Origin of the sequence: Pseudomonas sp. GM50, from assembly GCF_000282375.1 — a bacterium.
GTDB lineage: Bacteria > Pseudomonadota > Gammaproteobacteria > Pseudomonadales > Pseudomonadaceae > Aquipseudomonas.
Window position 1 is genome coordinate 46,497 of sequence record NZ_AKJK01000066.1, and the last position, 12,566, is coordinate 59,062.

The following is a 12,566-nucleotide window of genomic DNA, read 5'->3' on the forward strand; positions in this document are numbered from 1 at the left end:
TCCTGAGTGATGCCGTGTGACATTCCACGACGCAGTCTGCTCGGATGGTTCAGCCCGCTACGACGCCCCTGAGCGACGGGCCATTCGATGATTATCCTCCGTTGACTACCCAGAGCCCCCCTGCCTCATGCCTCTGCTCGAAACCCCCTTCGCTCAACTCGATCTGATCCGCCAGCCCGAACAGCAGAACGAACCGTTGCAAGCGTTTGATGCCGCAGACGAATACCTGCTGACTCATCTGGCCGAGCAACAACCGGCAGCCGATACCCGCGTGCTGGTGCTCAACGACAGCTTCGGTGCTCTGGCCGCCAGCCTGGTGGGCAAGGTTCGGGTGACCAGCAGCGGCGATTCGTTTCTGGCGTTTCAGGGACTGGAAAAGAACCTGATACGCAACGGCCAGGCGTTTGATGCGGTGCCGAAGGTGCCTGCCAGCCAAGCGTTCATCGGGCCGTTCGACCGGGTATTGATCCGGGTACCGAAAACCCTGGCCCTGCTGGAAGAGCAACTGATCAGGCTACAAGGGCAATTGGCTCCCGGCGCTCAAGTGATTGCGGCCGCGATGGTGAAGCATTTGCCACGCGCTGCGGGCGATCTGCTGGATCGTTACATCGGCCCGGTGCAAGCCTCGCTTGCCGTGAAGAAGGCTCGGCTGCTGATCGCCACAGCAGAAGCCAAAGCCCCTGCTGTCTCCCCCTACCCGACCCGCTATCGACTCGACGCTCCTGCGATCGACCTGCTCAATCACGCCAATGTGTTCTGCCGTGAAGGGCTGGATATCGGCACGCGGGCCTTTTTGCCGCACTTGCCGAAGAACCTCGGCGCAGCACGGGTTGCCGATCTGGGGTGTGGCAATGGCGTGCTGGCGATTGCCAGTGCTCTGCAAAACCCTGAGGCCCACTACACGCTGGTGGACGAATCGTTCATGGCGGTGCAATCGGCCGCTGAGAACTGGCACGCGGCGCTGGGCGATCGTGACGTGATCGTGCGGGCCGGCGATGGTCTGGCAGAGCAGGAACCTCAATCCCTGGATGTAGTGCTGTGCAATCCGCCGTTTCACCAACAGCAAGTGGTCGGCGATTTCCTGGCCTGGCGGATGTTCCAGCAGGCGCGTGAATCGCTGGTGGTGGGCGGTGCGCTGTACATCGTCGGCAATCGTCACCTGGGTTATCACAGCAAGCTGGCGCGGTTGTTCCGCGGCGTCGAACAAGTCGCGGCCACCCCCAAGTTCGTCATTCTCAAAGCACGTAAATAAATACGGGTTAAAAAAAACCCTCCATCGCAGGAGGGTTATAAATCCGTGCCGCAAGGCAACGGGATGGGAATTTCAGTGGGTGCTCAAACCGGCGGCATTCATGAACATGCGCATCAGCGAGGCCACAATGAACAGTGCCACGACGCTGCCGGTCCAGATCATCGCCAGCCAGCCGAGTCGCTGCCAGAGCGGCTTTTTCTCGGCAGCTTCGATTTCCTGCAAATCAGGTTTTCCAGCCATCATCGCTTTCTCCTCTACAACGGCGCAGGTATCAATTCTGCGCCGTAGTCGCTAGTGGTAACCATCTTCGTGGGTGACCTTGCCGCGGAATACGTAGTAGCTCCAGAAGGTGTAACCCAGGATGAACGGAATGATGAACAGCGTGCCCACCAGCATGAAGCCCTGGCTTTGCGGCGGTGCGGCGGCGTCCCAGATCGAGATCGACGGCGGCACGATGTTCGGCCACAGGCTGATACCCAGACCGCTGTAACCGAGGAAGATCAGCACCAGGGTCAGCAGGAATGGCGTGTAATGCGCATTGCGGGCCACCGCGCGAATCAGACCGTACAGGGTCACCAGCACCAGAATCGGCACCGGCAAGAACCAGAACAGGTTCGGCAGGGTGAACCAGCGTGCGGCGATCTCGGCATGGGCCAACGGCGTCCAGATGCTGACGATGCCAATCACCGCGAGCAACACGAAGGCCAATGGCCGCGCCAGATCATGCATCTGCTCCTGCAGCTTGCCTTCGGTCTTCATGATCAACCACGTGCAACCAAGCAGCGCATAAGCCACCACCAGCGCCGCGCCGCAGAACATCGTGAACGGTGTCAGCCAGTCGAGTGAACCGCCGGCGAACTGACGGTTGACCACCGGCAGCCCATCGATGAACGCACCCAATGCCACGCCCTGGAAGAAGGTGGCGGCGATCGAGCCACCGATGAAGGCCTTGTCCCACAGGTGGCGTTTGTCATCCTTGGCCTTGAAGCGGAACTCGAAGGCCACACCGCGGAAAATCAACCCGATCAGCATAAAAATCAGCGGCAGGTACAACGCCGAGAGCACCACCGAATAGGCCAGCGGGAAAGCGCCGAACAATGCCGCGCCTCCCAGCACCAGCCAGGTTTCGTTGCCGTCCCAGACCGGGGCGACGGTGTTCATCATGACGTCACGATCGCTCTTGCCCTTGATGAACGGGAAGAGAATGCCGATTCCCAGGTCGAAGCCGTCCATGACCACGTACATCATGATGCCGAAGATGATGATCACGGCCCAGATCAGCGGAAGATCAATACCCATGATTCAAATCTCCTTGGTCAGGCTGGGGCTGTTATCAGCTTCGGTGCCATCGTCATCGGCTGCAGACAGCGGACGGGCCGGTGTGCGTTTCTGGCCAGGACCACCTTCGTTGGTTTCCTTGCCTTCGTCGATCTTCGGCCCTTTGCGCACCAGACGCATCATGTAACCAAGACCGGCACCGAACAGCGCGAAATACACCACAACGAACATGATCAACGTGATGCTCATCTGCACGAAGCTGTGCCCGGAGGACGCATCCGCCGTGCGCATCAACCCATAAACCACCCACGGCTGACGGCCGATTTCAGTAGTGAACCAGCCGGCCAGGATCGCGATCAGGCCAGACGGCCCCATCCACAGCGCCAGGTACAAGAACGGCCGCGAGGTATACAGCTTGTCGCGTTTGCGCAGCCACAGGCTCCACAAACCGGTGAAGATCATCAGCATGCCCAGACCGACCATGATCCGGAACGACCAGAACACGATGGTCGAATTCGGCCGGTCTTCAGGCGGGAACTCCTTGAGCGCAGGGACCTGTTTGTCCAGGGAGTGAGTCAGGATCAGGCTGCCGAGGTACGGAATTTCTACCGCGAACCTGGTCTTCTCAGCTTTCATGTCCGGCCAGCCGAACAGAATCAGCGGCGTCGGTTCGTCGCCGTGGTTTTCCCAGTGGCCTTCGATCGCAGCGATTTTCGCCGGCTGATGCTTGAGGGTATTGAGGCCGTGGAAGTCACCGATAACGGCCTGAATCGGGGCAACGATCAGCGCCATCCACATCGCCATCGAGAGCATGGTGCGAATCGCCGGGTTGTCCTTGCCGCGTAGCAAGTGCCAGGCCGCCGACGAACCGACGAAGAAGGCGGTCGCAACGAATGCCGCCGTGGCCATGTGCATCAGGCGGTAGGGGAACGACGGGTTGAAGATAATCGCCAGCCAGTCCACCGGAATGACCTGGCCGTTGACGATCTCGTAGCCTTGCGGGGTCTGCATCCAGCTGTTGGAGGCCAAAATCCAGAAGGTAGAAATAAGGGTGCCGATGGCCACCATGACGGTAGCGAAGAAGTGCAGCTTGCGCCCCACCTTGTTCCAGCCGAACAGCATGACGCCGAGGAAACCGGCTTCGAGGAAGAAGGCGGTGAGCACTTCATAGGTCAGCAACGGCCCGGTCACCGAACCGGCGAAGTCCGAAAAACGGCTCCAGTTGGTGCCGAACTGATAGGCCATGACCAAGCCGGAAACCACGCCCATGCCGAAGTTGACGGCAAATATCTTCGACCAGAAATGGTACAGATCGCGGTAAGTGTCGTTGTGCGTTTTCAGCCACAAGCCTTCGAGCACCGCCAGGTAACTCGCCAGGCCAATGGTGATGGCCGGGAACAGGATGTGAAACGAAATGGTGAATGCGAACTGAATCCGGGCGAGATCAAGTGCCTCCAAACCGAACATAAGTCTTCCTCTGTCAGGTAATACCGGCTGAAGGCTTGTGGCCTACACCCACTGCCCCCACGGATATGGAATGCGGCGAATTCGAATTCGTTCTTTTTTTACCATCATCACAACGTAGGGAGTCTGGCCATCTGGCCGCCGGATCATTTCCACGAAGGGTCTTGATCTGGATCAAGCAACGTTGAAAGAGTAGTCGCATTTTTGCCGATGGACGGTGTGGTCTTTTGCCGCGTGACAGGTTGCCTCATGGGTTTGGTCATGCATTGCAATACATTTTTAGATGGGTGAACTAACTGTGGCGAGGGGGCTTGTCCCCGTTCGGCTGCGCAGCAGTCGTAAAGGTCTGGGGTCGCTTCGCGGCCCAACGGGGGCAAGCCCCCTCGCCACAGGGATTTCGTATGCTGTGTAGATCGGTGTCTAGCTAACTAAATTTCTCAGCCCTGCAACTTCTGGTTACAGCTTGGTGATAATCTCGCCCTTCCCCTCTCCCAGACCTGCCTTCAGATGCCCAACCAAGCGCCCCTGCTGTTACGTCATCACCGCCCGTTTATCGCGTTCTGGCTGGCTCGGGTGTTTACCGCCAGCGGTTTTCAGATGCTCACGGTGGCAATCGGCTGGAATCTGTATCAACTGACGGGCAATGTGCTCGATCTGGGCCTGGTGGGGCTGGTGGAATTTGCCCCTCGAGTGTTGTTCATGCTGCACACCGGGCATGTCGCGGACCGCTATGACCGGCGCAAGGTCGCGGCGATTTGTCAGTTCCTGCAAGCGCTGATCGCCCTGTCGCTGGCCATCGGCAGCGCGACCGACCATGTCACCCGGGAGATGATCTTCATCCTCGCGTTCCTGCTCGGCGCCGCCCGGTCCTTCGAAATGCCGACGACTCAGGCCTTGCTGCCGAGCATCGTGCCCAGCGCGTTGTTCCCCCGTGCCGTTGCCGCCGCGCAATCTGCACAACAATCGGCAACTATCGTCGCCCCGGCGTTGGGCGGTTTGCTCTACGCCTTTGGCAGCGTCTGGGTGTATGGCCCGACGGTGATTCTTTACCTCATCGCTTGTGCGCTGATGCTCAACCTTCCGGCCCGACAGACACCGCTGAACAAGGGCAAGGCCACCCTGGATTCGCTGCTGGCGGGCATCCGCTTCATTCGCAGTCGCCCGGACATTCTCGGGGCAATTTCCCTGGATCTGTTTGCCGTCCTGCTGGGCGGCGCGACCGCGTTGCTGCCGGTGTTCGCCAAAGACATTCTGCTGACCGGCCCGTGGGGTCTGGGCCTGCTGCGTTCGGCCCCGGCAGTCGGTGCGCTGCTGATGTCGCTGTTTCTGGCGCGATTTGCCGTAGAGCGAAACGTCGGGCGGGTGATGTTCACGGCCGTGGGTGTATTCGGCGTGGCGACCATCGCTTTCGGCCTGTCGACTTCGTTCTGGTTCTCTCTCGCCGTGCTGGTGGTATTGGGCGCAGCGGACATGATCAGCATGGTGATCCGCGCCTCATTCGTGCAACTGGAAACTCCCGACGAAATGCGCGGCCGGGTGAGCGCGGTGAATGGCTTGTTCATCGGCGCTTCGAATCAGCTCGGCGAGTTCGAATCAGGCCTGACGGCCCACTGGTTCGGCACCGTGCCGGCAGTGGTCATGGGCGGCATCGGCACGCTGATGGTGACCGGGACCTGGATTAAACTGTTCCCGACCCTGGCCAACCGCGACCGCATGCATGTGCCGGTGGAAGAGGTCAGGGTCTGACGTAGTTGTCCAGGGCACTCTTAAACCACCAACTCCCCCGCCACCGTCGACCGCGTGGCTTTGCCGCAGAGTTGCTCCACCAGCGCCAGGGCAAACTCCAACGCGGCGCCCGAACCCTGAGCGGTGATGCAGTTGCCATCGACCACCACCGGTTGATCGATGAAGTTGCAACCCGACAGTTGATTGCTGACCGTGGGCAGGCAAGTCATGCGCCGCTGACGCAAAACGCCAAAGGTTTGCAGCGCCAGTGCCGGAGATTCGGCAATACCGGCGAACAGGCGCCCGGCGGCGGCCTGGTCCTTGATCAATTGTTGCAAGGGTTGGTGGGCCGCCAAATGCTGCGCCCCTACGGCACCGCCAGGCAGAACGATCAGGTCGAAGGGTTGGGCCAGTAAATCCACCAACATCGCATCGGCGGTCAAGCGGGTGCCGCGAGCGCAGGTGAGCATGCGCCGTGCCTCGATGCTGGCCACCACCACTTCAACCTTGGCGCGGCGCAGCACATCGATCAAGGTCACGGTTTGCAGATCGTCGATGCCCTCGGCGAGGGTAATCAGGGCTCTAAAGGTCATGGGCGCGGTCCACAGGATGATCTTTAAAGCGTAGTCAGCTTTCCTGACACTTGTTCGAGGCCAGCCGTTACTTGATGTAAAGCTGCGTCGACAGCGTGTTGCCGGGGGCGTTGATCGAGGTATTGCTGAACGTGAAGGTGCCGTCCTGCTTGCCCGCCAGGTCGAAGATGTACAGATAGCCGACGGTTTTTTTCCCGGCGGAGCACTCGGTCAGGTTGCCGGTATCAAAAGCACAGACAGGGGTTCGGGTGCCGTTCACCTCGAAACCGTCCAGTGCGACATGGGCTGCACGGCCGTAGCCGACCTCCAGCACATACACCTTGATGTTTGGCCCTTTGTGGTCGCAACGGGTTTGCGCCTGGCCGTCCGCGATATTTTCAAAGCCACAGCCTGGTGATTCGACCTTGAGCACCTTCACCTGGCTCAACGGTTGGGCCATGGCCGCGAAGGCTGTTTGCGCTCCGATGAAACAGCTGAGCAGCAATCCCGATAACGCAATCGCACGCTTTTTAATGCAATACATATCTACCCCCTCCCTCCCCCAAAAAAACAGCGCGCAGTATGGCGCAGTTCCCTTTTATGCAAAACATCGACGACGATCGCAGCCATAAGCAGCCATAGCCCCACGCTGCTGGTATGATGCGCGGCTTTTTCCGACCCCACAGAAAATTCCCAGGCGCCTGCTGCGGCCTGTGCTTTGCTGTTGAGGTCGATACATTCACGGCGCCGGGCGCGCCACGGGGAGCAGACATGCTGGAAAGGCTGTTTCAACTCAAGGCACACAACACCAACGTGCGGACCGAGATTCTGGCGGGCGTCACGACCTTTTTGGCCATGGCCTACATTCTGTTCGTCAACCCGAGCATCCTCGGCGAGACCGGCATGGACAAGGGTGCGGTGTTTGTCGCCACCTGTCTGGCAGCTGCCATCGGCTCGGCGACCATGGGCCTGATCGCCAACTACCCGATCGCCCTCGCGCCGGGCATGGGCCTGAACGCCTTCTTTACCTACACCGTGGTCCTGCACATGGGCCACACCTGGCAAGTGGCGTTGGGCGCGGTGTTCATCTCGGCGGTGATGTTTTTCCTGCTGTCGATCTTCCGCATCCGTGAATGGATCATCAACAGCATCCCGCTGGCGCTACGCTCGGCGATTGCCGCCGGTATCGGCCTGTTCCTGGCGCTGATCGCCCTGCACAACGCCGGCATCGTCGTCAGCAATCCGGCGACCATGGTCGGCCTCGGCGACTTGAAGCAACCGGCGCCGATTCTCGCGACCCTCGGCTTTGCCCTGATCGTCGCCCTGGAGGCCCTGAAAGTCCGTGGAGCGGTGCTGATCGGCATTCTGTCGGTGACCATCGTATCCATTCTGTTGGGCTTCACCCCGTTCGGTGGCGTGATGTCGATGCCGCCGTCGCTGGCACCGACCTTCCTGCAACTGGACATCAAAGGCGCACTGGACATCGGTCTGGTCAGCGTGATCTTCGCCTTCCTGTTCGTCGACCTGTTCGACAACTCCGGCACCCTGATCGGCGTCGCCAAGCGCGCCGGCCTGATGGGCAAGGACGGCCACATGCCGAAAATGGGCCGCGCCCTGATCGCCGACAGCACCGCGGCCATGGCCGGTTCCTTGCTGGGTACGTCGACCACCACCAGCTACATCGAATCCGCAGCCGGCGTGAGTGCCGGTGGCCGCACCGGCCTGACCGCCATCGTGGTCGCGATTCTGTTCCTGCTGGCGCTGTTTTTCTCGCCATTGGCGGCCAGCGTTCCAGCCTTCGCCACCGCGCCGGCGTTGCTGTTCGTCGCCGTACTGATGACATCCGGCCTGGCGGAAATAGACTGGGACGACATCACCGTCGCCGCACCGGTCGTGGTCACCGCCCTGGCCATGCCATTCACATATTCCATCGCCAACGGCATCGCCTTCGGTTTCATCTCCTGGACAGCCATCAAGTTGCTGTCCGGTCGCGGCCGTGAGTTGAATTCGGCGCTGGTGATTCTGTCGATTCTGTTCGTGATCAAGTTGGGTTGGTTCAACGCATGACTTTTGATTCCCAGGCCTACGCCGTTCAGCTCGAAGAAAAGGTCACGCGCCTGCGTGACCTGCTGGCCCCGTTCGACGCACCCGAACCTGCGGTGTTCGATTCGCCGCTGAAAAACTTTCGCCTGCGTGCCGAATTCCGGCTGTGGCGTGAAGCCGGCGAGCGCCACTACGCAATGTTTTCCCAGGAAGACAAACGCACGCCGATCCTGATCGAAGAATTCCCGATCGCAAGCCTGCGCATCAACCAGTTGATGCCGCAACTCAAGGCGGCGTGGCAAGCGAGTGCGGCCCTGAGCCACAAGCTGTTTCAGGTGGAGTTCCTCACCACCCTGGCCGGCGATGCGATGATCACCCTGTGCTATCACCGCCCGCTGGAGGAGCACTGGCACGCGGCCGCGTCGAAACTGGCCGCCGACCTGAACGTCAGCATCATCGGTCGTTCGAAGGGCAAACGCGAAGTGATCGGTCACGATTACGTGGTCGAAAAACTCGAAGTTGGCGGTCGCACCTTCAGCTATCGCCAGCCGGAAGGCGCGTTCACCCAACCCAACGGCACCGTGAACCAGAAGATGCTCAACTGGGCGTATGACGCCCTCGGCGATCGCTCCGACGATTTGCTGGAGCTGTATTGCGGCAACGGTAACTTCACCCTGCCGCTCGCGACCCGTGTGCGCAAAGTGCTGGCCACCGAAATCAGCAAGACGTCGGTCAATGCAGCGCTCAGCAACCTGAGTGAAAACGCGGTGGGTAATGTCACGCTGGTGCGTTTGTCTGCCGAAGAACTGACCGAAGCCCTGAACGAAGTTCGCCCGTTCCGTCGCCTGCACGGCATCGACCTCAAGAGCTACGAATTCGGTAGCGTGTTCGTCGACCCGCCCCGCGCCGGCATGGACCCGGACACTTGCGAGCTGACCCGGCGCTTCGACAACATCCTCTACATTTCCTGCAACCCGGAAACCCTCGCGGCCAACATCGCCCAGTTGCACGACACCCACCGCATCACTCAGTGCGCGATGTTCGACCAGTTTCCATGGACCCATCACATGGAATCCGGGGTGTTGTTGACCCGTCGTTGATCGCAGCCTCCACCTACAAATCAGCCGTCCACAGGACGGCTTTTTTGTGGGTGATCAAAGCGCCACATCGGTCTTGCGCGGGCGACCACCCTTCTTGCCATTGGCCCGCGCAGCCTCGGCCTTGGCCGCGCTGCTCTGACGACCATTGCGCGATGCGATCACCGAGGCGGCCATATCCATCAGCGGTTTGCTCGCCGAGATCAAGCCGGCGATGGACACCTGCAATTCCTTGTCTTCATGACAAAGTGCGGCTCCGGCGAAACCGACTTTCAGCCCGGCGAAATCCTCAGTCTCGAAACCATCGAACTCTGGATAGTTTTTCACTGGCAACAACACACCGCTGCCATCCTCAAAACCGACGGCGAGACACGGATCAAGAAAGATCACCGTGGTCGCATTCAATCCAGCGCGACGGCGCGCCTCACCACTCTCGATCGCTTCGTCCAGAGCGCCTTCGGTCACTGGGTGATCGACCTGCATTTTTGCGTTTATCGTTTTCATAATTCGATCTCCACGCCCTCGGGTGCTCTTAGGGCTGTTTGCTTTTTCTGTAGCGATTACATTTATGCTAACCCATCAGTTAGGTTACAAACTCAAAGATTCGCCACTCCTTGAAGAATCCGACAGCTGGCGCGCTGATCGCTCGATCAATTGGCCGGTTCGGAACTCGGCACTGGCAGGTTGAAACACCCTGTATTTGTGCGCTCTTATTTGATAAATACACACTCTGACACTTCATTTGATTCCCGGTGTAATCAATCATGCAGCGACATTTCGACGATCTTCAGTTGGGCAGCATCGAACTGTTTTGCCTGGCCGCAGAGGCCGGCAGCTTTACCGCAGCAGCCCAGGTGGCGGGCGTGACCCCGGCCGCCGTCAGCCGCTCGGTGTCGCGCATGGAAGAACGTTTGGGTGTGAGGCTGTTTGCGCGTACCACCCGCAGCGTCAAGCTGACCGACAGTGGCCGGCGTTATTTCGAAGAGTGTCGCGAGGCTCTCGCACAACTGGTCGAGGCCCAGCGCGAGGTGATGGGGCAGCAGCAAGAACCTTCCGGCACTTTGCGCATCAGCATTCCCACGACCTATGCCCATCATCGAATCCTGCCCTTGCTGCCTGCGTTTCGGGCGCGCTTTCCCGCCGTGAAAGTCGAGGCGCACATCAGCAATCGCAACATCGATTTCGTCGGCGAAGGCTATGACATGGCAATCCGTGTGCGAGCCATTCCCGACTCAGGGCTGATTGCCCGGCCGTTGGAGGATGCCGCGCTGGTGATGATTGCCGGCCCTGATTACCTGAAGCGCGCCGGCACCCCGCAGACCCTGGATGACTTGGCTCAGCACGAATGCATTCAGTACGAACTGCCCAGCAGCGGTCGGCGGATTGCCTGGCTGTTTAATGACAACGGTGTGCCGCTGGAGATTTTGGCCGAGGGCAATTACTGCTGTTCCGATGATGTATTAGGCGGTGTGACGTTGGCAAAACACGGTGCAGGGTTGTTTCAAACGTATCGCTTCATCGTCGAAAACGAGCTGGCGGATGGCTCGTTGGTGGAAGTGCTCAAGCCCTATGGTGGCCGCTCCCGCCCCTTCACCCTGCTTTATCCGCAAAGCCGCCATGTGCCGTTGCGGCTAAGAGCGTTTATCGATTTTCTGGTTGAGCATCTACCGCGCATCAATGCATGACCGTCCGATCACCGCACAAATAATCCAGGCCTGACGCCCTCTTCAATTGACCTTATTAACCAGTTAGTACAATTTCTCCCCACAGGCTGAAACCCTCGGCCAATGCCAAAAATAATATGTGGAGAGACTCGATGTCCCCTATCGTTCTGGTGCTCAACGGCCCGAACCTGAACCTGCTGGGTACCCGTGAACCGGCGACTTATGGCCACGAAACCCTGGCGGACATTTCAGCGCTGTGCGGCCGTGCAGCCGAAGAGTTCGGCCTGGCAGTGGAATTTCGCCAGACCAACCATGAGGGCGAACTGCTCGACTGGATTCACGCCGCCCGTGGCCGCTGCGCCGGGATCGTCATCAATCCGGCCGCCTGGACTCACACCTCGGTCGCCATTCGCGATGCCTTGGTCGCCAGCGAACTGCCGGTGATCGAAGTACACCTGTCCAACGTCCATGCCCGCGAACCCTTCCGGCATCACTCCTTTGTCTCGTCTATCGCCACGGCGGTCATGTGCGGTTTTGGCAGCCACGGCTATCGTCTGGCACTAGCGCATTTCAGCCAACGTTTGAAAGGTTAAGCGTCATGACACAGAACACCGTGGTATTGGCCGGGCTGATCGGTGCCGGCATTCAGGCTTCCCGCACCCCCGCGCTGCACGAGCATGAAGGCGATGCGCAGGGTTTGCGTTACCTGTATCGGTTGATCGATCTGGATCAATTGAAACTCGACAGCAGCGCCCTGCCCGACCTGCTGATGGCCGCCGAACGGATGAACTTCACCGGGCTGAATATCACCTTCCCGTGCAAGCAGACGATTATCCCGTTGCTTGACGAACTGTCGCCGGAAGCCCGCGGTATTGGCGCGGTGAACACGGTGGTGCTGAAGGACGGTAAACGCATCGGCCACAACACCGACTGCCTGGGTTTTGCCGAAGGTTTTCGTCGCGGTTTGCAGGACGTTACCCGTGAGCGTGTGGTGCAAATGGGCGCCGGTGGCGCAGGCGCGGCAGTGGCCCACGCGCTATTGAGCGAAGGCGTACGGCTGCTGAGCATTTTCGATGTGGATAACAGCCGTGCCCAGGCGTTGGCGAACAACCTCAACCAGCATTTTGGCTTCGGCCGGGCCGTTGCCGGCCATGACTTGGCGAGTACCATGGCCGAGGCCGACGGACTGGTGAATACCACGCCGATGGGCATGAAAAAGCTGCCGGGCATGCCCGTGCCGGTGGAGCTGCTTCGGACGCAATTGTGGGTTGCGGAGATCGTTTACTTCCCACTGGAAACCGAACTGCTGCGCAACGCTCGCGCGCTGGGTTGCCGCACCCTGGATGGCGGCACCATGGCGGTGTTTCAGGCAGTGAAGGCGTTTGAACTGTTCAGCGGGGTGGTGCCGGATGCTCAGCGGATGCTGGCGCATTTTCAGAGCATGAATGGTTGAAAAGCTTCGCGGGCAAGC

The 12,566-nt window shown here is 59.8% G+C and carries 13 protein-coding genes; 7 read left to right on the forward strand and 6 right to left on the reverse strand.

Annotation, left to right across the window (positions count from 1 at the left end):
- Window positions 1–127: 127 nt before the first annotated feature.
- Complete coding sequence (locus tag PMI30_RS13105) at window positions 128–1,252, forward strand: methyltransferase (protein WP_008010507.1); 1,125 nt, start codon at window positions 128–130, stop codon at window positions 1,250–1,252.
- A gap of 72 nt (window positions 1,253–1,324) precedes the next feature.
- Here the strand turns inward: PMI30_RS13105 and PMI30_RS30660 are convergent, their stop codons facing one another.
- From PMI30_RS30660 to PMI30_RS13095, 3 genes are read right to left on the reverse strand one after another with little or no spacing between them, the layout of a single operon-like run.
- On the reverse strand, window positions 1,325–1,492 hold the full coding sequence (locus tag PMI30_RS30660; RefSeq protein ID WP_052967973.1) for a DUF2474 domain-containing protein: 168 nt from the start codon (window positions 1,490–1,492) through the stop codon (window positions 1,325–1,327).
- Window positions 1,493–1,543: 51 nt separating this feature from the next.
- Window positions 1,544–2,551, reverse strand: a complete 1,008-nt coding sequence (gene cydB / locus PMI30_RS13100) for a cytochrome d ubiquinol oxidase subunit II (protein ID WP_007895284.1) — start codon at window positions 2,549–2,551, stop codon at window positions 1,544–1,546.
- Between the two features lie 3 nt (window positions 2,552–2,554).
- On the reverse strand, window positions 2,555–3,997 hold the full coding sequence (locus PMI30_RS13095; RefSeq protein ID WP_008010508.1) for a cytochrome ubiquinol oxidase subunit I: 1,443 nt from the start codon (window positions 3,995–3,997) through the stop codon (window positions 2,555–2,557).
- 504 nt (window positions 3,998–4,501) lie between these two features.
- On the opposite strand from PMI30_RS13095, the gene PMI30_RS13090 reads away from it, so the two are divergent.
- Entirely contained in the window at window positions 4,502–5,740 is a 1,239-nt protein-coding gene (locus PMI30_RS13090; protein WP_008010510.1) for an MFS transporter, read from the forward strand.
- A 20-nt stretch (window positions 5,741–5,760) separates the two neighbouring features.
- Here the strand turns inward: PMI30_RS13090 and PMI30_RS13085 are convergent, their stop codons facing one another.
- Window positions 5,761–6,312, reverse strand: a complete 552-nt coding sequence (locus PMI30_RS13085) for a DJ-1 family glyoxalase III (protein ID WP_008010512.1) — start codon at window positions 6,310–6,312, stop codon at window positions 5,761–5,763.
- A gap of 67 nt (window positions 6,313–6,379) precedes the next feature.
- Window positions 6,380–6,835 carry a DUF4879 domain-containing protein gene (locus PMI30_RS13080; protein ID WP_008010515.1) on the reverse strand — a complete coding sequence of 152 codons (456 nt, stop codon included), beginning with the start codon at window positions 6,833–6,835 and terminating at the stop codon, window positions 6,380–6,382.
- 227 nt (window positions 6,836–7,062) lie between these two features.
- On the opposite strand from PMI30_RS13080, the gene PMI30_RS13075 reads away from it, so the two are divergent.
- Together PMI30_RS13075 and trmA are read left to right on the forward strand one after the other, a co-directional pair.
- On the forward strand, window positions 7,063–8,358 hold the full coding sequence (locus PMI30_RS13075) for an NCS2 family permease (RefSeq protein ID WP_007895297.1): 1,296 nt from the start codon (window positions 7,063–7,065) through the stop codon (window positions 8,356–8,358).
- Window positions 8,355–9,434: a tRNA (uridine(54)-C5)-methyltransferase TrmA gene (gene trmA, locus PMI30_RS13070; protein ID WP_008010517.1), complete on the forward strand. Its 1,080-nt coding sequence runs from the start codon at window positions 8,355–8,357 to the stop codon at window positions 9,432–9,434. Before PMI30_RS13075 ends, trmA begins: the two co-directional genes overlap by 4 nt.
- Window positions 9,435–9,488: 54 nt before the next feature.
- Here the strand turns inward: trmA and PMI30_RS13065 are convergent, their stop codons facing one another.
- The gene (locus PMI30_RS13065; RefSeq protein WP_008010519.1) at window positions 9,489–9,935 is read right to left on the reverse strand and encodes a DUF2442 domain-containing protein; all 447 of its coding nucleotides are present in this window, start codon (window positions 9,933–9,935) and stop codon (window positions 9,489–9,491) included.
- A gap of 260 nt (window positions 9,936–10,195) precedes the next feature.
- Here PMI30_RS13065 and PMI30_RS13060 point away from each other — a divergent pair, with 260 nt between their 5' ends.
- The 3 genes from PMI30_RS13060 (at window position 10,196) to PMI30_RS13050 (ending at window position 12,548) form a co-directional block, all read left to right on the forward strand.
- A complete protein-coding gene (locus PMI30_RS13060; protein WP_008010520.1) occupies window positions 10,196–11,116 on the forward strand; it encodes a LysR family transcriptional regulator in 921 nt (306 codons plus the stop codon).
- 131 nt (window positions 11,117–11,247) lie between these two features.
- The gene (aroQ, locus tag PMI30_RS13055; RefSeq protein WP_007895306.1) at window positions 11,248–11,688 is read left to right on the forward strand and encodes a type II 3-dehydroquinate dehydratase; all 441 of its coding nucleotides are present in this window, start codon (window positions 11,248–11,250) and stop codon (window positions 11,686–11,688) included.
- Window positions 11,689–11,693: 5 nt separating this feature from the next.
- Entirely contained in the window at window positions 11,694–12,548 is an 855-nt protein-coding gene (locus PMI30_RS13050; RefSeq protein WP_008010521.1) for a shikimate dehydrogenase, read from the forward strand.
- Window positions 12,549–12,566: the final 18 nt, after the last annotated feature.

What these genes read in the sequence shown, in the direction of transcription:
- PMI30_RS13105 (WP_008010507.1), top strand. Translation starts at nt 128, where the DNA reads ATGCCTCTGCTCGAAACCCCCTTCGCTCAACTCGATCTGATCCGCCAG.
- PMI30_RS30660 (WP_052967973.1), bottom strand. Translation starts at nt 1,492, where the DNA reads ATGGCTGGAAAACCTGATTTGCAGGAAATCGAAGCTGCCGAGAAAAAG.
- cydB (WP_007895284.1), bottom strand. Translation starts at nt 2,551, where the DNA reads ATGGGTATTGATCTTCCGCTGATCTGGGCCGTGATCATCATCTTCGGC.
- PMI30_RS13095 (WP_008010508.1), bottom strand. Translation starts at nt 3,997, where the DNA reads ATGTTCGGTTTGGAGGCACTTGATCTCGCCCGGATTCAGTTCGCATTC.
- PMI30_RS13090 (WP_008010510.1), top strand. Translation starts at nt 4,502, where the DNA reads ATGCCCAACCAAGCGCCCCTGCTGTTACGTCATCACCGCCCGTTTATC.
- PMI30_RS13085 (WP_008010512.1), bottom strand. Translation starts at nt 6,312, where the DNA reads ATGACCTTTAGAGCCCTGATTACCCTCGCCGAGGGCATCGACGATCTG.
- PMI30_RS13080 (WP_008010515.1), bottom strand. Translation starts at nt 6,835, where the DNA reads ATGTATTGCATTAAAAAGCGTGCGATTGCGTTATCGGGATTGCTGCTC.
- PMI30_RS13075 (WP_007895297.1), top strand. Translation starts at nt 7,063, where the DNA reads ATGCTGGAAAGGCTGTTTCAACTCAAGGCACACAACACCAACGTGCGG.
- trmA (WP_008010517.1), top strand. Translation starts at nt 8,355, where the DNA reads ATGACTTTTGATTCCCAGGCCTACGCCGTTCAGCTCGAAGAAAAGGTC.
- PMI30_RS13065 (WP_008010519.1), bottom strand. Translation starts at nt 9,935, where the DNA reads ATGAAAACGATAAACGCAAAAATGCAGGTCGATCACCCAGTGACCGAA.
- PMI30_RS13060 (WP_008010520.1), top strand. Translation starts at nt 10,196, where the DNA reads ATGCAGCGACATTTCGACGATCTTCAGTTGGGCAGCATCGAACTGTTT.
- aroQ (WP_007895306.1), top strand. Translation starts at nt 11,248, where the DNA reads ATGTCCCCTATCGTTCTGGTGCTCAACGGCCCGAACCTGAACCTGCTG.
- PMI30_RS13050 (WP_008010521.1), top strand. Translation starts at nt 11,694, where the DNA reads ATGACACAGAACACCGTGGTATTGGCCGGGCTGATCGGTGCCGGCATT.